Source organism: Streptomyces sp. NPDC001709 (assembly GCF_053596375.1).
The window spans coordinates 1-17,695 of sequence record NZ_JBSFGB010000082.1 but is presented as its reverse complement, the minus strand read 5'-3'; the positions used below and the strand labels follow the sequence as shown (position 1 = coordinate 17,695).

General features: G+C 68.3%; 14 protein-coding genes and 10 pseudogenes. 15 read left to right on the top strand and 9 right to left on the bottom strand.

The annotated features are described in order from the left end of the window. Window positions 1-499 precede the first annotated feature (499 nt). Complete coding sequence (locus tag ACWC0C_RS46585) at window positions 500-877, top strand: hypothetical protein (RefSeq protein WP_030825962.1); 378 nt, start codon at window positions 500-502, stop codon at window positions 875-877. Between the two features lie 72 nt (window positions 878-949). Here the strand turns inward: ACWC0C_RS46585 and ACWC0C_RS46580 are convergent. Beyond that, window positions 950-1,108, bottom strand: a pseudogene (locus ACWC0C_RS46580) (IS630 family transposase); the annotation flags it as partial. 104 nt (window positions 1,109-1,212) lie between these two features. On the opposite strand from ACWC0C_RS46580, the pseudogene ACWC0C_RS46575 reads away from it, so the two are divergent. Then, window positions 1,213-2,281 (top strand): annotated as a pseudogene (locus ACWC0C_RS46575) (IS630 family transposase). 9 nt (window positions 2,282-2,290) lie between these two features. Here the strand turns inward: ACWC0C_RS46575 and ACWC0C_RS46570 are convergent. Further along, window positions 2,291-2,590, bottom strand: a pseudogene (locus ACWC0C_RS46570) (transposase); the annotation flags it as partial. A 66-nt stretch (window positions 2,591-2,656) separates the two neighbouring features. On the opposite strand from ACWC0C_RS46570, the pseudogene ACWC0C_RS46565 reads away from it, so the two are divergent. After that, window positions 2,657-2,875: pseudogene (locus tag ACWC0C_RS46565) on the top strand (ISL3 family transposase); the annotation flags it as partial. Window positions 2,876-2,984: 109 nt separating this feature from the next. Beyond that, window positions 2,985-3,743, top strand: a complete 759-nt coding sequence (locus tag ACWC0C_RS46560; RefSeq protein WP_450871122.1) for a DsbA family protein — start codon at window positions 2,985-2,987, stop codon at window positions 3,741-3,743. Here ACWC0C_RS46560 and ACWC0C_RS46555 read toward each other — a convergent pair. Further along, window positions 3,740-4,033: pseudogene (locus ACWC0C_RS46555) on the bottom strand (rhomboid-like protein); the annotation flags it as partial. The gene ACWC0C_RS46560 and the pseudogene ACWC0C_RS46555 sit on opposite strands and share 4 nt — an antisense overlap. Before the next feature lie 89 nt (window positions 4,034-4,122). On the opposite strand from ACWC0C_RS46555, the gene ACWC0C_RS46550 reads away from it, so the two are divergent. From ACWC0C_RS46550 to ACWC0C_RS46540, 3 genes and pseudogenes are all read left to right on the top strand, one after another. After that, entirely contained in the window at window positions 4,123-4,560 is a 438-nt protein-coding gene (locus tag ACWC0C_RS46550; RefSeq protein ID WP_450871121.1) for a transposase family protein, read from the top strand. 292 nt (window positions 4,561-4,852) lie between these two features. Continuing rightward, window positions 4,853-5,704, top strand: coding sequence for a methyltransferase domain-containing protein (locus ACWC0C_RS46545; RefSeq protein ID WP_450871119.1), 852 nt, complete (start codon window positions 4,853-4,855; stop codon window positions 5,702-5,704). Then, window positions 5,701-6,550: pseudogene (locus tag ACWC0C_RS46540) on the top strand (IS5 family transposase); the annotation flags it as partial. The gene ACWC0C_RS46545 and the pseudogene ACWC0C_RS46540, both read left to right, overlap by 4 nt. 156 nt (window positions 6,551-6,706) lie before the next feature. Here the strand turns inward: ACWC0C_RS46540 and ACWC0C_RS46535 are convergent. The 3 pseudogenes from ACWC0C_RS46535 to ACWC0C_RS46525 all read right to left on the bottom strand — a co-directional run. Continuing rightward, window positions 6,707-7,420: pseudogene (locus tag ACWC0C_RS46535) on the bottom strand (transposase); the annotation flags it as partial. Next, window positions 7,308-7,724 (bottom strand): annotated as a pseudogene (locus tag ACWC0C_RS46530) (DinB/UmuC family translesion DNA polymerase); the annotation flags it as partial. The pseudogenes ACWC0C_RS46535 and ACWC0C_RS46530, both read right to left, overlap by 113 nt. A gap of 254 nt (window positions 7,725-7,978) precedes the next feature. Next, window positions 7,979-8,308, bottom strand: a pseudogene (locus ACWC0C_RS46525) (MFS transporter); the annotation flags it as partial. A gap of 117 nt (window positions 8,309-8,425) precedes the next feature. On the opposite strand from ACWC0C_RS46525, the gene ACWC0C_RS46520 reads away from it, so the two are divergent. The 3 genes from ACWC0C_RS46520 (at window position 8,426) to ACWC0C_RS46510 (ending at window position 10,958) form a co-directional block, all read left to right on the top strand. Further along, window positions 8,426-8,635 carry a hypothetical protein gene (locus tag ACWC0C_RS46520; RefSeq protein WP_352358047.1) on the top strand — a complete coding sequence of 70 codons (210 nt, stop codon included), beginning with the start codon at window positions 8,426-8,428 and terminating at the stop codon, window positions 8,633-8,635. Next, complete coding sequence (locus ACWC0C_RS46515) at window positions 8,622-10,013, top strand: amidase (protein ID WP_450871118.1); 1,392 nt, start codon at window positions 8,622-8,624, stop codon at window positions 10,011-10,013. Before ACWC0C_RS46520 ends, ACWC0C_RS46515 begins: the two co-directional genes overlap by 14 nt. A 381-nt stretch (window positions 10,014-10,394) precedes the next feature. Beyond that, window positions 10,395-10,958, top strand: coding sequence for a TetR/AcrR family transcriptional regulator (locus tag ACWC0C_RS46510; RefSeq protein ID WP_450871116.1), 564 nt, complete (start codon window positions 10,395-10,397; stop codon window positions 10,956-10,958). Window positions 10,959-11,007: 49 nt separating this feature from the next. Here the strand turns inward: ACWC0C_RS46510 and ACWC0C_RS46505 are convergent, their stop codons facing one another. Then, a complete protein-coding gene (locus ACWC0C_RS46505) occupies window positions 11,008-11,337 on the bottom strand; it encodes a hypothetical protein (RefSeq protein ID WP_450871115.1) in 330 nt (109 codons plus the stop codon). A 90-nt stretch (window positions 11,338-11,427) separates the two neighbouring features. Between ACWC0C_RS46505 and ACWC0C_RS46500 the strand changes: the two genes are divergently transcribed. After that, a complete protein-coding gene (locus ACWC0C_RS46500; RefSeq protein WP_450871114.1) occupies window positions 11,428-11,619 on the top strand; it encodes a hypothetical protein in 192 nt (63 codons plus the stop codon). A 127-nt stretch (window positions 11,620-11,746) separates the two neighbouring features. Next, window positions 11,747-11,899, top strand: coding sequence for a hypothetical protein (locus tag ACWC0C_RS46495; RefSeq protein WP_450871112.1), 153 nt, complete (start codon window positions 11,747-11,749; stop codon window positions 11,897-11,899). Window positions 11,900-12,652: 753 nt separating this feature from the next. Here ACWC0C_RS46495 and ACWC0C_RS46490 read toward each other — a convergent pair. Together ACWC0C_RS46490 and ACWC0C_RS46485 are read right to left on the bottom strand one after the other, a co-directional pair. Beyond that, window positions 12,653-13,054, bottom strand: a pseudogene (locus ACWC0C_RS46490) (carbonic anhydrase); the annotation flags it as partial. A 231-nt stretch (window positions 13,055-13,285) separates the two neighbouring features. Continuing rightward, window positions 13,286-13,627 (bottom strand): MerR family transcriptional regulator, encoded by a 342-nt coding sequence (locus tag ACWC0C_RS46485; RefSeq protein WP_450871110.1) that lies wholly within the window; start codon window positions 13,625-13,627, stop codon window positions 13,286-13,288. 834 nt (window positions 13,628-14,461) lie between these two features. Between ACWC0C_RS46485 and ACWC0C_RS46480 the strand changes: the two genes are divergently transcribed. From ACWC0C_RS46480 to ltrA, 3 genes are all read left to right on the top strand, one after another. Beyond that, window positions 14,462-14,929 (top strand): hypothetical protein, encoded by a 468-nt coding sequence (locus tag ACWC0C_RS46480; RefSeq protein WP_450871108.1) that lies wholly within the window; start codon window positions 14,462-14,464, stop codon window positions 14,927-14,929. Between the two features lie 24 nt (window positions 14,930-14,953). Then, the gene (locus ACWC0C_RS46475) at window positions 14,954-15,403 is read left to right on the top strand and encodes a PIN domain-containing protein (protein WP_450871107.1); all 450 of its coding nucleotides are present in this window, start codon (window positions 14,954-14,956) and stop codon (window positions 15,401-15,403) included. A gap of 440 nt (window positions 15,404-15,843) precedes the next feature. Continuing rightward, entirely contained in the window at window positions 15,844-17,505 is a 1,662-nt protein-coding gene (ltrA, locus tag ACWC0C_RS46470) for a group II intron reverse transcriptase/maturase (protein ID WP_450871105.1), read from the top strand. Window positions 17,506-17,695 lie beyond the last annotated feature (190 nt).

Here is a 17,695-nt window from a genome sequence, read left to right as displayed (position 1 = left end):
AAGCTGACAAGCCCCTGGGCTCCTACGACGTAGCCGATGCTTTCAGCGGTGTATCCGATGGTGGTTCGCACGGGTCAACTCTTTCGCGGCGGTGCCGCGAGATCGTCCTCCACAGGGCCGAAAACGCAGTAGCCCAAAGGATGCAGTCGCGTGCGGTTCCAGTCCTCGTGGCCAAGTTCCAACTGCCGTGTCACGGCTCAGCCAACCCAGCCCGCCCAGGTCACCGGCTTCCGGCCGACTACTTTCGCTGAGACAGGTCACCAGCCAATGCCCGTTGCTCCGGGGCCGGAGTTGGGAGAGGATGAAGGGCATGGGACGAGCCTCTCGACGACGTGCAGAACACCGCAACGCACCGCGGCCGGCACCGAACCCGGCTCCGCCCCCGGCAGCGTGCCGCTGCATCGATGGCTCGTTCTAGTGCTGTGACCGGGATGGTTCACCGTGATCGGAAGGCGGCTCGCGGGACGAGCGCACGCGAAACGGCTGGTATTACTGGGGCATGCAGGAAGAGATTGCACGCTCCGCGATCGACACGTTCATCTCCGCGTTCAACGCCTCGGACGACAGCTATGTGACTGCCTTGCTCTCCCAGGCTCTGACCTCAGACGTGGTCTTCTGGGGGCCGTTGGGTCGCAGCGAAGGAATCGCGGCGGTCGAGCGGTTCGTGCTGGACATCCGGCGCCACCCGGCGGGGACCGGCACGATGGTGCGCTGCTCGGCGGTGGACATGCCTGACGAGTGGGCCCGCTACCAGTGGGTCTTTACCACGCCGGATGGAGGTCCCCGCCTGGCGGGAACGGACGTCGTCCATCTGCGGCGGAGCCTCATCGACCAGGTCATCGTCTTTGCTGGGGAGATCGAACCGTCCGCCTCCTGAGTCATCCTTCTGTCGCTGTCCTTCTCCTGAACTTGCCTCCTTCGGCGCTCGGGGGCTGCGGTTCGCGGTTGGTCAGGCTGCGGTGTTGAAGGGGCGTCCGCCCCAGCGGATGCCCTTCTCGCTGCGGACGTGGGCGCGTTCCTTGCGTTGGGCGGTGAGTACGTCGGGGTGGTGGGCGTTGGTATTGCGCCAGCGCAGGTAGCGGTGCAGTGCCTGGGTTTACACGGAGTGGCTGCGGTGGTGGGAGTTACTGCGTTCTTCGGGTTGTTGTCGGGGGTGACGTGTCGTGATCCCTGCGGTAGGCCGATGGCACGCGGTATGCGCAGGGTGGTGGGCTGACCGCGGAGCGGCGGCAATTTCGCGAGCAGATCCGGTACGAGGCCGGTGAGCGATTCACTCGCGGTGAGAGAACCGCAGTGATCGCGAAGGATCTGCGGGTCAGTGAGCGGTCGGTGGAACGCTGGCGCCGTGCCTGGCGGGAGGGCGGGATGGACGCGCTCGCCTCTGCGGGGCCGCCGAAACTGCCCAAGGTGTCCGAGGGCCAGTTCGCCGAGCTGGAGCAAGAGTTGGCGGTGAGCCGGCCGCGCATGGTTGGGAGGACCAGTGTTGGACCCTGGCCCGGATCAGGGTGCTGATCGCGCGGAAGTTCAGGTTGGACTGCTCGTCGGCGGCGGTGTGGCGGCTGCTGCACCGGCACGGCTGGTCCTGGCAGTCGCCGGCCCGCCGGGCGCTGGAGCGCGACGGGCAGGCGGTGGGCCTGTGGAAGAAGGATGTGCGGCCGCAGGCGGAATGACTGCGGTGGCGCTGGGGGCGTACATCGTCTTCGAGGACGAGGCCGGGTTCTCGATGACACCGCCACGCGCCCGCACCTGGGGCCGGCGTGGGCACACGCCGGTGGTACGGGTGCGGGGCCGTTCCTGGCGCCGCTGGTCGATCGCGGCGATGTGCTGCTACAAACCGGGCGAGACGTCCCGGCTGATCTACCGGCCGCGCCGCCACCGCAAGCATCGAGGCAAAGGACGCGACACCTTCGCGTGGAATGACTACCGCGACCTGGTCGTGCGTACCCACATCCAGCTCCAGGCTCCCATCGTGCTGATCTGGGATAATCTCAACACCTACCGGGCTGCCGGGATGCGCGAGTACGCCGCCGCACACGACTGGCTCACCATCGTGCAACTGCCCTCTTATGCACCCGACTTGAACCCGGTCGAGGGCATCTGGTCGCTGTTACGGCGCGGCCCGCTGGCCAGCACCGCCTTCGCCGACGACGAGCACCTCGAACGCACCCTCCGCCGAGGTCTGCGACACATCCAGCTCCGCCCCGACCTGATTGACGGCTGCCTTGCCGGCACCGGACTCAGACTCACCCACCAGCCGACAACAACCCGAAGAGATCAGTAATGCGGTCTGTCAAGCCGCGAGAGCGACGGGTGGGGTGAGCTCGTAGCGCCGGCCGTCGCGTAGGAGAGCCCAGAGGACCTTGACACGGCGGCGGGCAAGGGTGAGGACGGCCTGGGTGTGACGCTTGCCCTCGGCTCGCTTGCGATCGTAAAACCCGCGGGACTCGGGGCAGTGCCGGATGTTGAACAAGGCCGAGATGTAGAAGACCCGTTGGAGTCGGCGGTTGTATCGCGGCGGGCGCCGCAGGTTGCCGCTGATCTTCCCGGAGTCGCGGGGCACCGGAGCGACACCGCCGAAGCCGACCAGGCGGTCGGCGGTGCCGAGACCCAGCTCCCCTGGGTGCCACAACTGGTCACACCTACGCGTGCGACCCGGCAGGCCGCCTGGCTGGCCGCTCAGTGCTCCAAGACCGCGGCGGCGGGACTCATGCGCAACTCGTGGCGGACGGTCGGCCGGATCGTCGAGCGGTTCATGGCCGACCGCGACCGCGCCGTGGACCGGCTGGCCGGCCTGCGGCGGATCGGGACCGACGAGATCAGCCACCGCAAGGGCCAGAAGTACATGACGGTCGTCGTGGACCACGATACCGCGAAGGGGGGGCGGGGCCTTGGTCCTCAGGACCGGGTCTTTCGACGGTCGGGCAGTGGGGTAGATTCAGATGCTTTGAGCGGTATTGTCGAAAATTTTCTGGAGGGCTGTACTCATGGCCGTAAGCAAGGCCGGGCGCATCGCCACGGCGGTGGCCGCCGCCGCGTTGATCGGGGTGGCCGCGTCCGCCTGTGGACCCGACGACAACAACGCGGGCGGGAGCGGGTCCGTGAAGGAGTCCTCCTCGACGTCGGCGTCGTCCGCCCCCGAGGCGAAGGCTCCGCCGGCCGGGAACCAGCTCGCGACGGTGCCTGCCTCCGTTAAGGGCGGCGTGGTCACCGTCGGTGATCCAAACGCCAAGCATACGGTCAAGGTGTACGAGGATCCGCGCTGCCCGTTCTGCAAGAAGTTCGAGGAGGGCGGCGCCCAGGCTCTGGTGAAGCCGGTCGCCGACGGCAACGTCAAGATCGAGTACACGCTCGCCTCGTTCCTCGACAAGAACCTCGGTGGCAGCGGCTCCGTGAACGCTGTGAACGCGCTGCGCGCCTCCGTCGAGGTGGGCAAGTTCGCCGAGTTCCACGCGGGCGTCTTCGCCAACCAGCCAGAGGCGGAGACCGAGGACGCCTACACCCCGGCCTTCCTGCTGAAGATCGCCGACAAGGTCGAGGGTCTGCGTGGTGCCGCCTTCGACAAGGCGGTCACCGACGGCACGTACAAGAAGTGGGTCGAGACAGCCATGAAGTCCTTCTCGGACGACGGCATCCAGGGCACACCGACCGTCCTCATCGACGGCAAGAAGGTGCCGGGCGACGGCAGCGCGATATACGACAAGGCGGAGTTCGCCAAGGTCCTCAAGGACGCCGGGATCTCCTAACGGGGATTCCTGAGCCTCCACGGCTGCGCCGGTGCGGCGCTCCGGGTCAGCGGATAGCAGGCCAGGCCGATCAGGACCGAGGTGAAGTGGCCGAGGTCGGTGAAGGTCCTGCCGGTGACCAGCGGGGCGCCGTACACCGCGAGGACGATGACGAGATAGACGTACCGCCACGGGCTCGGCACCCAGTATGTAAGCATCGCCGCCACGCTCGCCAGAGCGCAACTGGCGCCCACATCAAGAATGTTGACCGCCGACTGCGGCGCCGCCCCGTGAGGGATCGCGAGGAGCAGCACTGCGGGTGCCGATAAAAGATCGGGCTCTCCCACCGCATGTGTGGGTGGCTGCGGCTTGGGCTGACACGTGAGACACGCCGCTTCCTGTGATCCTTGAGGTGTCAAGGATCACGTTGGATCAAGCAGAGAGACGGCGTGTCTTTCTTCAGCATGTGGAAGCGGACCCTGACGGTGGAAAACACCGCGGTCGAGGGCGCGCCCGGATCGATGAGAACGAACAGCGTGTGATCTTGTCGGTACGGCCCGAGGCTCGCCGTCGACAGCGGTGCGGCCGGTGCGGACGACCGGCGCCTTGGTTCGACGCGGGGCGGGGCCGATGTCGGTGGCGGGACCTCGACCACGGCGTGATGCGGGTCTTCCTGGAGGCCGACGCACCGCGGGTGGACTGCCGCCGACACATCACCTGCCAATGTTCCCGCCATCGGCCACAACGCCCCTTGCCCACCGGCAGGAACGGCCGCAACCGCTCCCACTCCTCATCTGTGAGATCGCCCTTCCCCATGACCAGACCAACGGCCCAATAGGAAGGCAGTCACAACACCAGAAAAGGAGTCGAGGCCGTGTCTCCCAACTTCGGCAGGTATGAAGGGCTTCGTCGAAGCTCGTAAACTCATGGGATGGCATTCATGAGCACCCCGCACTGCTGCTTCCTGTGATCGGAAGGTGTTGAGGGCGATGTCAGACGGCATCGCCCTCCTTGGTGTGCCTGCTACGCGAACCACCTTCCTGGTACTGCCCGTTCCTGCCTGAGGCAGTGACCTTCTGTGTGTGCGTGCAGGCACGGCGTCTTCCCTTCAGACTTGCCAGGAGTGCCTCGTGCCTGTGTTGCTTCCCCCTGCCCTCGAACTGTTCCTCGATCTGCTGCGCTGCCCGACGTGCTGCACGCCCCGTCTGCATCCCGCCCGCGGCACACTACGCTGTACGGCGGGCTATACCTTCAACATCTCCCGCCACGGCTATGTCAGCCTGCTGACCGGCACCCGCGCCATCAGCGGCGACGACGCGGCCATGGTTCAGGCTCGGGACCGCTTCCTGGCCACCGGCAGGTACGCGCCCATCCGCCAGGCCGTGGCTCGCCTGGCGGCAGATTCCGCGCCGAAGCGGGGCACGGTCCTCGACGTCGGGTGCGGCACGGGCTACTACCTGGCCGGCGTTCTCGACCAGCTGTCCGGCGCCCGAGGTCTGGGCTTGGACACGTCGGTGCGTGCGCTGCGCTCGGCAGCCCGATCCCACGACCGAGCCGCCGCGGCAACCTGGGACGTCTTCCGTCCCTTCCCGCTGGCTGATGAAGTGGCCGACGTGGTGTTGGACGTGTTCGCCCCGCGCAACCCAGCCGAGTTCCATCGAGTACTCCGCCCGGCCGGCCGGCTGATCGTGGTCCGTCCCACTGGGCTGCACCTGGCCGAGCTTCACGGCCGGGTGGCTGCGATGGTCACCATCGACCCGGCCAAGGAACAGCGCCTGCACCGGGCGATGGACCCCTATTTCGAGGCCGTCGACACCGAACACGTGGAGTACTCCATGGACCTGGCCGGGTTGCAGGCCCTGGACTTGGTGGGGATGACACCGAGCGCACGCCATGTGAACCGTGCAGACCTGACCAGTGACGGCCGCCTACCTGACCGGGTCACCGTCTCTGTGCTGGCCACCGCCTACAAGCCTCGGTGACCACGAGCGGACGCTTGCGTCTGCTGACCGACGAGCAGTGGGCCCGTCTGGCGCTCTGTCTTCCCCGCAACGTAAGGAAGGCAGGGCGCCGTTTCGGCGCCGTCGCAGCATCAACGGGATCATCTACCGGTACCGCACCGGGATCCCGTGGAGAGATCTGCCCCGCGAGGCGTTCGGCCCCTGGCAGACGGTGTGGAAACGCCATCGCAGGTGGGCGGCCGATGGCACATGAGACACGGTTCTGGCACAGCTGACTGGTCAGGCGGACTCGACCGGCGGGATCGACTGGACAGTCTCGGTCGACTCGACGATCAACAGGGCTCACCAGCACGCCACGAATACGACCCGGCCCGACAAGGATGTCAGCGCTGCCACCCCCGTCGCAGCAGCGGCAGCGAAGCCTCTGCGACCGAGGGTGAGCCAGTGGGCCACGCGATAGGTCGATCCCGCGGGGGCCTGACGGCCAAGATCCATCATGTCGTGGACGGCAAGGGGCGCCCGCTGGCCGTCGTGGTTACTCCGGGTCAGGCCCACGACGAGCCGGTCCTGCCCCTCGAGCTGGGCGATATCCGGGTCCCGCGACTCGGCCGGGGCAGGCCGCGAACCAGCCGGACTCGCTGCTCGGAGATAGGGCGTACTCCTCCAAACAGATCCGCGCCGACCTCGCGGCCCGAGGCATACGCGTTGTGATCCCCGAACGCGCCGACCAGCAGGCGAACCGCAAGAGAAAGGGCCACAGCGGCGGGCCCCCGCACTCTGGACGCCGAGACCTACGAGCGCAGGAACGTCGTAGAACGGTCCTTCAATCTGCTCAAGCAATGGCGGGGTCTGGCGACCCGTTACGACTGTGAGGATGGCGGTGCCGTCTCGGCGGTGGCCTGACCCGCGATACGACTGACCAACTTGTCCTGAGTCTTGATCTGTCGGCCACTGTCCGGGACGGCACTTGCTGCCGCCAGGCCGGCGGGTGTGTCCCGATAGACATCTCGGGATCTGAAGAAGTCAAGCAGCAGCTGCCGCTGGCGAAGGCGCGGGTGGATTGAAGGCGCGTTCTTCGTTGAAGAGGACTCGCTTCTGTAGGCAGTGGAACAGCTGTCCGAGCAGGCGATTGAACAGGTGTCGTTGAGCTTGCGCGTGCCAGTCGCCGACGCCGCGCCGGTGGCGGTAGTGGGCCTGCGCGCCGGGTGATGAGCGCAGGGAGGAGAAGGCCCAGAGGTAGCCGGCGTGGTGGAGCCGGTTGTTCTTGACCATGCGGCGTCCGACGTAGTGCTTCTTGCCGGAGGCGCGGGTGATTGGTGCGGATCCTGCGTATGCCTTCAGTCCGCGGGCGTCGGCGAAGCGGTTGCGGTCGTCGCCTGTCTCGGCGAGGACTCGTGCCGCGCGCTGGACACCGAGGCCCGGGAAGCTCAGGAGTATCTCGGCATCGGGATGCTCGCGAAAGCAGGCATCAACTGCTTCGGCGAGATCTTCACTGGCCTGGCAGGCTGCTTCGAACTGCTTCAGCAGAGCGAGGAGTTACTTGCCGAAGGCGTCCTCGACAGCCGCGCGGGTGGGGGCTTGCCCGGGATGCCGGGAAGTGGTGCGCGGCCGGGCGTTGGGCGGTTCAGGGCCAGGGAGGCCGGGAAGACGGCGTCGGGTCCGAAGCGGGCGCGGGCGGCGTCGGCCGCCTGCTCGATGCGGCGTGCTTTGTCGTCGCTCGCGTCGAGGAGGAGCTGGTGGTGGGCGGCGGTTGTGGGGCGAAGTGCGGAGGCTCGCAGGGTGATGGTGCGCACGCGGGCGCGCTGGAGGCCGAGTGGTCGTAGATGCGGTGGGCGGCGTGGGTGAGGGCGGCGGAGTGGTTCGTGGCTTCGGGCAGGGTGCGGGTGTGGGTGGTGTGGGAGCGGTCGGCGTAGCGGACGTCGAGGGTGAGGGTGCCGGCGGCGTCGTGGGTGTGGCGCAGGCTCGCGCCGAGTTGTTCGGCCAGGGCGAGGATGGCGCGGCGGTGCTGACCGGGGTCGAGTTCATCGTGGGTGAAGTCGTGGCGTGCGGTGCGGGAGGCGGGGGCGGCGCCTGGATGACGGGGCGGGGGTCGTGGCCGCGGGTTCTGTCACTCGTTGGTGGCTGTTGTATTGACATTCGGCATGGCCTACCGCGTGGTGATGCGCGCGGGCGACGGTCGAGCCACCGGCGACCTGCTCGACGCCTGCCCGGCCGAGCCGAGGCACCGCGAAGACGCGCCACTCGACAAGCGGATAACGCTCCCCCTGATGGACACCGCCCGGCGGTCAGTGCACCGGCGCCGTCCGCCGAGGCCAGCAGCACCATGGAGGCGGCCTCCACCGCCAGGGCGCCCACCAGGACGGGGCGTCGTCCCAGGTGGTCGGAGAGTGCTCCGGTGGTGAGCAGGGCCAGCAGCAGGGCCAGAGCGTAGGCGCTGAACACCACGGTGATGGCGAGCGCGGCCAGGTGCCAGGCGTCCTGGTAATGGGGGTAGAGCGGGGTGGGTGCACTGGATGCCGCGAGGAGTGCGGCCGCGCGGTTGGCCGTGGGGGGCGGGCGGCTTGGTAGGGACGGCGTGGCGCGGGTGCTCGGGGTGTGACGGTGGGCATGGGACTCCTCATGCACTAAAAGCAATGAGTTTGCTTTAAGGAACCGTAGACCCTACAGTGGGCTAACGCAATTTCTTAGCTTTTGTAGCTGAAGTGGGCGCTTCGCCGCTTCGGCCCGAGAAGAGAGAGATCCATGTCCGCCGTAGAGCTCACCCCGCCGGAAGCGGCCCGCTGGGCCGCCCGCGCCGGGCTCCCGCTGCCTGCCGACCGCCACGCCGCGGTCGCGGCCACCGCCCACCACATCCACTCCGTCGTCGCGGTCCTGCGGGAGCTGGACTTCGGGGACACCCCGCCCGCCCCCGCCTACCGCGCGGAACAGGAGAAGCCCGATGCAGCCGCATGAGCTGTCCCTGACCGCAGCCGCCGACGCGATCCGGGCACGGCAGCTGTCCCCCGTCGAGCTGGCGGACTCGGTCCTTGAGCGCATCGCACAGGCGGAGCCGCGCCTTCGGGCCTACGTCACCGTCACCGCCGAGCGCACCCGCACTGCCGCGCGTGCAGCCGAACACGACATCGCGGCCGGCCGCTACCTCGGTCCGCTGCACGGCATCCCCATGGGCGTCAAAGATCTGATCGACGTCGCGGGCGCGGCGACAACGGCCAGCTCCCGGGTCCGCGGCGACCACAGTGCGCAGACCGACAGCACGGTCGCCGCGCGCCTGGCGGAGGCCGGTGCGGTCCTGCTGGGCAAGACGCACACGCACGAGTTCGCCTATGGCCTGACTACCCCACAGACCCACAACGCCTGGGACACAGGCCGGGTTGCCGGCGGATCCAGCGGCGGGTCCGCCGTTGCCGTCGCCGCGGGCATGGCCACCTTCGCCCTGGGCACCGACACCGGCGGATCCATCAGGGTGCCCGCCGCGCTCAACGGGGTCGTCGGCCTCAAGCCGACCTACGGGCTCGTCCCCCGGCACGGTGTCACGTCCCTGTCCTGGTCACTGGACCACGTCGGCCCGATCGCCCGCACGGTCGAGGACGCGGCCCTGGTCCTGGCCGCCCTGGCCGGGTACGACCCCCGCGACCCCGCCTCCCTGACCACACCCGCCACGGACTACCGGCCGGATGCGGGCACGGACCTGGCGGGGCTGCGGGTCGGCGTGCCGCGCACCTACTACTTCGACCAGGTCGCCCCCGAGGTCGAAGCCGCCGTCCGGCGTGCCATCGACCAGCTTCAGGCGCTCGGCGCACGCCTCGTCGAGGTGGAGATCCCCATGACGCGCTACATCCAGGCCACGCAGTGGGGTCTGATGGTGCCCGAGGCCACCGCCTACCACGAGGCGACCCTGCGCACGGTCCCCGAGCTCTACCAGGGCGACGTCCGCGTCCTCCTCGAGGCCGGCGAACTGATGCCCGCCGGAGACTACCTGCGCGCCCAGCGCTCCCGCACCCTCATGCGGCAGGAATGGGCCCGCATGCTCACGGAGGTCGACGTGATCGCCGCCCCCACCGTCCCGGCGACCGCCGTCAGGGCCGGCCAGGAGACGATCACCTGGGCCGACGGCACCGTCGAGGGCGTCTCCGACGCCTACGTGCGCCTGTCGTCCCCCGCCAACATCACCGGAGTACCGTCCCTGTCCATGCCGGTCGGCCACGACACGGCAGGGCTGCCGATCGGCATGCAGCTGCTCGGGCGACCGCTCCAAGAGAGCGTGCTCCTACGGGTCGGCCACGCCTACGAGCAGACCCAGCCCGCCCACGACCTCGCACACGCGGCGTGAACGAAGGACGGGACCCGGCAGCATCGCATGGGCAGGGCAAGTGCCCGACGGCTGTGCCGCAGCCGTCGGGCACTCACCCGCTCTCGACGACACAGCCTGCCCGGGCGTTCCCCGAAAGTGCCCGAGCGGTGACGGCGCCGAGGGTGATGGAGCGGACAAACCGCACCGCGCATCCCGCAGCGCGGAAGGACGACCAGCCCAGCGCCTGGACGACGTCTTTTGTGAGCACGAGGGGACGGATCACGCCCGCGCCATGAAGGTCTCCTCCCTGCGGGCGTGCAGCGAGGCGGCGCTGAACCACACGACTCGCAGCGAGAGAGGCCGTCGAACGGTGGCCCAGCGGGTCACTAGACGCAATGATTTCGCTTTAAGGTGGGTTCCATGAGCAGGCAGATGGTACGCCCCGGTGGGCGCAGCGCCCGGGTCCAGGCATCGGTGCACGCCGCCGTGCGCGAACTCGCCTCGGAGGTGGGCCGCGACGCCCTGACGGTACCGATGATCGCCCAGCGCGCGGGCGTGACACCGTCGACGATCTACCGCCGCTGGGGGGATCTGCAGGAGCTGTTGTCGGACGTGGCGGTCGAGCGTCTGCGGCCCGAGACCGCGCCCGGGGACCACGGTGCCCTGCCAGCCGACCTGACGGCCTGGGCCGAGCAGTTCCTGGACGAGATGTCCTCCCCCGCCGGCCGCGCCTACATCCGTGACGCCCTGCTCGGCGACCCGGACGGCAGCAACGCCGGCCAGTGCTCGGCCTACGCCGCCGAACAGATCGACGTCATCCTCACCCGTGCGACAGAACGCGGGGAGAAGACGCCGGACGTCGAGACGGTCATCGACGGCATCGTCGCCCCGCTGATGTACCGCATCCTCTTCCGCCCGGACGGACTCGACGCCGCGTACGCGCGTCGGCTCGTGACAGCGGTCCTCGGCCCGACCGGCCGATAACCCCGGCGCTCTCCTCGGGTGGTGTGGCCGGTCTGGAAGCCGGATTGCGTCAGCTGTCCGCTGCGGCGTCGGCCTCCTCGGGACTGGCGGAGAGCCGGTAGAAAGCGGCGGCGTTGTCCCAGAGCACGGCATCGAGGTGTTCCTCGCTGACCGTCTCGGCGATGAGGTTGAAGTCCTCGTCCACGAAGGGACGGCGAGCGCGGGTAGAGGGCAGGTCGGTGCCGACCATCAGCGCGGCGGGGTTGGTCTTCACGATGGCGGTCATGACGTCGGCAGGGTCGAGGCCGACGCGCCCGAACCCCGTGGCCTTGACCTTCACGCCTTGTTCAGCCAGCTTGAGCAGGTGCCGCTCCCGGCTCTCCTGCGCCTCAGAGATCACGAGACGCCCGTGTAGGGGGCCTTAACGACTGTCGGATCAGCTACGAGTACAAGGCCGGATGCGGACTGGGCCGGCCCGACACCGCTGCTGATGATCGTCGGCGAGCAGGACACCGTCCCCCTCACCGACACCGCACTCGCCGCCTACAACCGGGCTCTGGAACCGAAGCAGCTGGTGGTGCTCCCCGGCGGGCACTTCGCCCCGTACACCACCGAGTTCGCGCGGGCGTCGGCAGCGGCCAGCGCCTTCCTCCGTAGCCACCTGGCACCAAGTGGGAAGTAGTCATCCGTGATCACCCTGAGCGTGGCCTGCGGGCCTGGCCGGCCTGCCTCGGGCTGCGCTCGTGGAATCCCGTACGGCCTCGCCTTTCCCGGCCCCCTCCGGGCCTTCAGCTCGGGTGCCGATCGGGATGGGCGCCCTGGCCGTGGGCAAGGTGGGGCACGACTGTCAAGGCGGCGGGCTCCAGGGTGTTGTGCAGACGATCCCGTTCGGTCAGCAGCTCGGCGATGACCTGAGCGTAGACCTGGACCTTCTCGGTGAGGCGCTGGTTGTCGGCCCGTAGGCGGCGGTTGCTTTCTGCGAACTCGGATGCTTGGGCCTGGAGGTGCTGGAAGGCGGGTGGAATTCCGTTGGCGGCCGCGCGGCGAGCAAGAAAGTCGTCTTTGAGGTCGGTGTGCTTGTGGGTGAGTACCCATCGTTTGACGCCTGCTTCGGCGGCGAGCTGCAGGACGGTGAGGGCTCCGGTGGAGCGGATGGGGTGCCGGCCAGCAGGCGATCGGCGGCGGCTTGGATGGCGTGGCGTTCGGTGTCTCGGTCGGCGGTCACAGGGATGTCCGTTGGTCGTGGTCGGCCAGGATGCGGGTGAGGCGGGCGAGTTCGTGGCGCTCGCGTTCATTGCGGATGGGCGGAGCGAGGGGTCGTCGACGATGGTTTGCAGGTGGTCGGCCTGGGCTCGGATCACCCTGATGTCGCGGTCGGTGCGGGCGATGTTGACGCAGGTGGGTCGGCAGTCGTCGAGGTCGGGGGTGCGGCGGGGGCTGTGTTCGTCGGTGGCGAGTCGGCAGGCGGCACGGGCCGGGTCCCAGGACGCAGGTCATACCGGCACCTGGGTAGATCATGAGGTCGGGGTTGGCCAGCAGGGTGGCCGCGTCGCGGCGGGTGTGTAGGACGCGGCCGGCGAAGCGTTGTGCGTCGGTGATGCGCTGGCGGTAACGGTCGGCGGCGGGGCCGCTGATGTGTTCGCCGTCGGCGAGCCTGTCGCGGGCCTCGGCGAGCTGGTCGAGCCGGGCGAGCCATTCCTCGAAGACGAGTTCGTCGGGGACGTCCCGGACGTATCCGGCGGGTGTCATGCCGTTCTCCAGGGCGGTGCAGGCTGCGCCGACCGCGCCGCACGAGTCGTGGCCGAGGACTACGACCAGCGGGCAGCCCAGGGGGTCCACGCCGTACTCGATGCTGCCCAGCACCTCCGGGCCCATGACGTGGCCGGCGGTGCGCACCACGAATAGGTCGCCCAGACCACGGTCGAAGATGATCTCAGCGGCCAGCCGGGAGTCGGAGCATCCGAACATCACGGCATCACGGCGACGGGCTGCTGGGACGGTGCGACCTCGGCGCGGCGGACGGCGTCCTGGTTGCGGTGCTCGGGGGCGCCGGTGACGAAGCGCTCGGTGCCGGCCAGCAGCAGGTCGAAGGCCTCGGTGGGAGTGGGGGTCGGGATCTCGGTCCTGGCCGCAGCCTACGGTCACGCCCCCGACCGTGGCCCTTGGTGGCGGGCTTCTCGGTGTCCGCTGCTCGGGCGTCGCTGTCAGGCGCCGGGCGAGGCTGGCTTCGGGCCGGACCGTCTCAGGGAGGTGTGACGGTCCAGCCTCGGGCTGAGCAGCTGGCCGGCGCAGACCTTGCCGATGTCCGGCAGCGACTTGAGCAGGCGGCCTGGGGCCGGCGGCCTGCTTCAGGCTGAGGTCTGCGACTGTGACTCGTCGCCCTGGCGCAGTTGCTCGTTGATGCGCCTGGCTTCTTCGAGTTGGTCTTCGAGGATGACGATGCGGCAGGCGGACTCGATGGGGGCGCCCTGGTCGACGAGTTCGCGGGCGCGGGCGGCGATGCGCAGCTGGTAGCGGGAGTAGCGGCGGTGGCCGCCTTCGGAGCGCAGGGGGGTGATCAGGCGGTGTTCGCCGAGGGCGCGGAGGAAGGCGGGGGTGGTGCTGAGCATCTCGGCGGCCCGGCCCATGGTGTAGGCGGGATAGTCGTCATCGTCGAGATTGTCGACGGGACGGGGACTGGCAGGGGGCATAGACCTCTTCTTCCAGGGGACGCGTCGGGGGGCCCGGGTGCCGTACCGGCACCCGGGCCCCGAGCTTTCAACACCATCTACCGGCACACCGTGCCGGCCCTCTTTATCCGCAGGTTCCGCCTGGGAGGGCGAGGCTGCGGGGATCGCGTATGCGTGACCGGGGACCACCTTCCAATCCGGGGTCTGCGGTACCCGGGCGGACTTCTTCCTCGCCCGGGCGATCCTGATGGCGTCCTGCTCCTTACCTTCGGTTACTCGCTTGTACTGCTGGATACCGCGGGTACTGCTCGCGACCCCCGAGGGCCGCGTCCTGCTTGGCCTGCATGCCCGGCAGTTCATGTCTGCCGCGCCTCATCGACCTCTTGAGTACAACAGAAACGGTAACCCTGCGACGGGGCAATGTCTACTGTGACCGCAATAGATTTTGTTCAGGGTCGATGCATGTAGTTCTTCCGTGATTACAACTGGAAGAGTGATGTCCCGGGGTGAATCCCCGCTCGGCGGGCACACCCTGTACCTGGCGACACAACCGATCCAGGGCGGGGTGGTAGCGCATGGACCGACACGCAGACTGAGGCGTAAATAGCAACAGGTCAGGGAAGTGCGGGCAGAGCTGTTCGTTCGGCGGCTGGGGCCAGCAGCCGGCTGGAAGCGGATTGGGATCAGGGGGTGCTGTCGATGGGGTCGAGCCCCAAGATCTCTGCTGGTTCAACGAGCGTCAGGGTGCGGCAGACTCGCAGATCTCGGTGGCCGCCTGCCGGAATCGGCTGCCACGATGTGGCTGGCGAAGTCGCCCGCAACGGTGCGGCAGCCCGAGAGGCAAGGGAGTCGTCCATGCTGCTGCGGGCCGGGGTCACCTACGAGAAGGCGATCAGTTTCCTCGACGACCTGGTCCAGGGCGGCCTCAACGACGTCCGCAACTCCGTCCCGCACTTCGCCCAGCCGACGCTGGCGGGCGTGGAGCCCTCGAAGCTGGCCGGGCCCGACCTGGTGGTGATGCTGCGGCAGTACGCCCAGTGGACCGCGACGACCGCCCGGCAACTGGCGGGTGTCTTCGCCGACCCGGCGGTACGGGCGCGGCTGCGCGGCGAACACTACAGCCACATCGTGCACAGCCCCCTGACGCCCTACCGAACCGCGCTGCTGCTGCACTGGGAGTTGGACGAGCTGGCGACGTACTTCATGGAACTGCAGAACCGGATGCGGCAGACCGTGGAGGACTACTGCAGCTACCGGCAGCGTGTGCTGGTCGTGGACGCGAACACCCTGCTGCACTGTCAGCGCTTCGACAAGATCCCATAGTCTCGGGTGTGCGGGAAGGGCTCGGTGACGCTGGTGATCCCGCACGTGGTGGTGGAGGAGATCGACACCAAGTCCTACTCCGAGGGCAGCGAGAAGATCAGGAAACGGGCGCGCGGGGTCTACGAGTTGCTGGGCGACGTCCTCAAGGGCCTGTCCAGCGACGGCCGCTTCGAACTGCACGACGGCACCGAGGTCCAGGTCCTACGCGACGAGCTTGGGCACCGACGCCTGCCGAACAACGACGACGAAGCCGGGGCCCGCGCGGCCCACCTGCAGCAGGCCATCGCACCGCGCCAGATCACCGTCATCACGCGCGACAACGGGATGCGCGGCAAGGCCATGACCTGGTCCCTGCCCTGGGACTTCCCACCGGACAAATACCTGATCCCCGAGGATGGCTTCGGTGCGAAGTACCGCGAGGCGAACCTTGCGAGCATCAGCGTCGACGTCCCCGAGGACAGTGACGACACCTAAGCGCGGGTCGGCCCGTGACATGAGCTCGCCTCCCTTGATCGCGGGACGGCCCGCGCACTGCACGGTCGGGCGGCCCCCGGCCATCGTTGCCAGCAGCAATCGAGTGAGGAACGAAGAGCAGCCCTGGCCGATTTCACGGCTCTGACCGCAGTTCCGTTTGCGCCGTGAGGCGCTGTTGGTTCGAGTGGAGGTGGAAGACCTGCACCAACTCCCTGTCGCAGCAGTGGGGTTGTAGCTGAGGGCAGCCTGATCCGGGTGATGCCGGGGAGGGCGGGAGCAGCCCTGACAACGCCGGGACGTCTCCAGTACTGCCAGATGGGGCGAGCCCGGCAAGCGAGATGGAAAGGAGTACGCGAGGAACCGGCGCTTTACGTCTCTTAATCGGACACCGGCTCGAACCTGGCGGATCAGGGCCGGGGGCGGTGCGTATGGCGGTGCGTATGCAGGTCATTCTTTCGGGTGGTCTGCCAACTTCTTGGCCGGTATACGAAAGCTGGCCGGGAGGCCACGAGGAATGCCTGCGGCGTACTCGTGGCGATGCCGCAGGGACACAGCCGGGCTCCTCCTCCATCGAGCGAACCACAGCGAACACGGGAACCGTCCCGAACCTCGCCCACCAGCTGCGGCCAGCAGCCGGCAGGGGCTGGGCGCATCGACCGCCGACCGGTTGGGGACGGGGCGGAGCCGCCGTAGTACTCCGAGGTCGGGAGAGCCGGCCACATGGGGAAGGGCGGCAGCGGTATCGAGAAGGGACGGATGCTGCAATTCCGGAAGACGCCCCGCCGAACGGCGGAGCTCCGGGCCCCCGGGCCCAGGTACTGGAGATGCAGACCAAGCTTCACCGTTGGGCGGTGGCCGATCATGGCCGCCGGTTCGATGACCTGTTCAACTTCGTGCACGATCCGGCGACGCTCCTGGTGGCGTTCGAACGGGTCGCGGGCAACCAGGGGGCCCGGACGCCCGGCGTCGATGGCCTGACCGCCGTCGATGTCGAGGAGACCGTCGGGGTCCCCGGATTCCTGGATGACCTGCGGACCGCGCTCAAGGACGGTTCCTTCCGTCCTCTGCTGGTGCGGGAACGCAGCATTCCCAAGCCGGGAGGCTCGGGGAAGGTCCGCAAGCTCGGTATTCCGACGATCGCGGACCGGGTCGTTCAGGCGGCGCTGAAGCTGGTGCTGGAACCGATCTTCGAGGCCGACTTCATGCCGGTCTCCTACGGGTTCCGGCCCCGACGGCGGGCTCAGGACGCGATCGCCGAGATCCACTACCTCGGCACCCGAGGCTATCGCTGGGTGCTGGATGCGGACATCGAGGCGTGCTTCCACTCCATCGACCATGCGGCCCTGATGGACCGAGTGCGTCACCGGGTGAAGGACAAGCGTGTCCTGGCGCTGGTCAAGGCTTTCCTCAAAGCCGGAGTCCTCACGGAACTCGGCGAGAGCAAGGAGACGCTGACCGGCACCCCGCAAGGCGGCATCCTGTCCCCGCTGCTGGCGAACATCACCCTGGCGGTGCTCGACGAGCACCTGCACGGGCCGTGGAAGCCAGGCGGGACGATGGCCACCGAAGGCAAACGCGCCTACCGACGCCGCAAAGGTCAACCGACGTGGCGGGTCGTCCGCTACGCGGACGACTTCGTCGTCTTGGTGTTCGGCACCGAGACCGACGCCGCGGCACTGCGCGAAGAAGCCGCCGGTGTGCTCGAACCGTTGGGCCTGCGTCTGTCGCAGACCAAGACACGGATCGTGCACATGAGCGACGGGTTCGACTTCCTCGGCTTCCGCATCCAGTGGAAACGCAAGAGAGGTACGAACAAATGGCACGTCTACACCTTCATCGCCGACCGGCCCCTCCGGTCGCTGAAGGCGAAGATCCGTGCCATCACAGGCAGGACATCGCAGCAGGATCTTGCCGCCGTGCTGATCAGACTCACCCAGATCATGCGTGGTTGGGCCAACTACTTCAAGCACGCGGTCGCCAAGCATGTCTTCAGCAAGCTTGACGCCTTCGTGTGGTGGCGATTGATCCGCATGTTGCGGGCACGTCACCGCTGGAGTTGGGGCGACACCCGCCGCCGGTTCACCACCCCCACGAGGCGATAGAAACCGATCGCGGCAGACGGGATCGAACGCTTCCGGATTGCCTCGGTCACGGTCAGCCGTTACCGATACCGGCCCGCGATCCCCACCCCATGGCAGTCTGAAGCGCTCCGGGTCTGATGGAGGCTCGATTCCCTGAGAGGATCGAGTCATGGCCCGTCCGTCCCCTTACCCTGCCGAGCTGCGTGAGCGT

Bases quoted from the DNA above. Each gene is read 5' to 3' on its own strand.
- ACWC0C_RS46520 (WP_352358047.1), top strand. From the start codon at position 8,426: ATGTCCGCCGTAGAGCTCACCCCGCCGGAAGCGGCCCGCTGGGCCGCC.
- ACWC0C_RS46510 (WP_450871116.1), top strand. From the start codon at position 10,395: ATGAGCAGGCAGATGGTACGCCCCGGTGGGCGCAGCGCCCGGGTCCAG.
- ACWC0C_RS46495 (WP_450871112.1), top strand. From the start codon at position 11,747: ATGGGCGCCCTGGCCGTGGGCAAGGTGGGGCACGACTGTCAAGGCGGC.
- ACWC0C_RS46585 (WP_030825962.1), top strand. From the start codon at position 500: ATGCAGGAAGAGATTGCACGCTCCGCGATCGACACGTTCATCTCCGCG.
- ACWC0C_RS46500 (WP_450871114.1), top strand. From the start codon at position 11,428: ATGATCGTCGGCGAGCAGGACACCGTCCCCCTCACCGACACCGCACTC.
- ACWC0C_RS46485 (WP_450871110.1), bottom strand. From the start codon at position 13,627: ATGCCCCCTGCCAGTCCCCGTCCCGTCGACAATCTCGACGATGACGAC.
- ACWC0C_RS46515 (WP_450871118.1), top strand. From the start codon at position 8,622: ATGCAGCCGCATGAGCTGTCCCTGACCGCAGCCGCCGACGCGATCCGG.
- ACWC0C_RS46480 (WP_450871108.1), top strand. From the start codon at position 14,462: ATGCTGCTGCGGGCCGGGGTCACCTACGAGAAGGCGATCAGTTTCCTC.
- ACWC0C_RS46560 (WP_450871122.1), top strand. From the start codon at position 2,985: ATGGCCGTAAGCAAGGCCGGGCGCATCGCCACGGCGGTGGCCGCCGCC.
- ltrA (WP_450871105.1), top strand. From the start codon at position 15,844: ATGCAGGTCATTCTTTCGGGTGGTCTGCCAACTTCTTGGCCGGTATAC.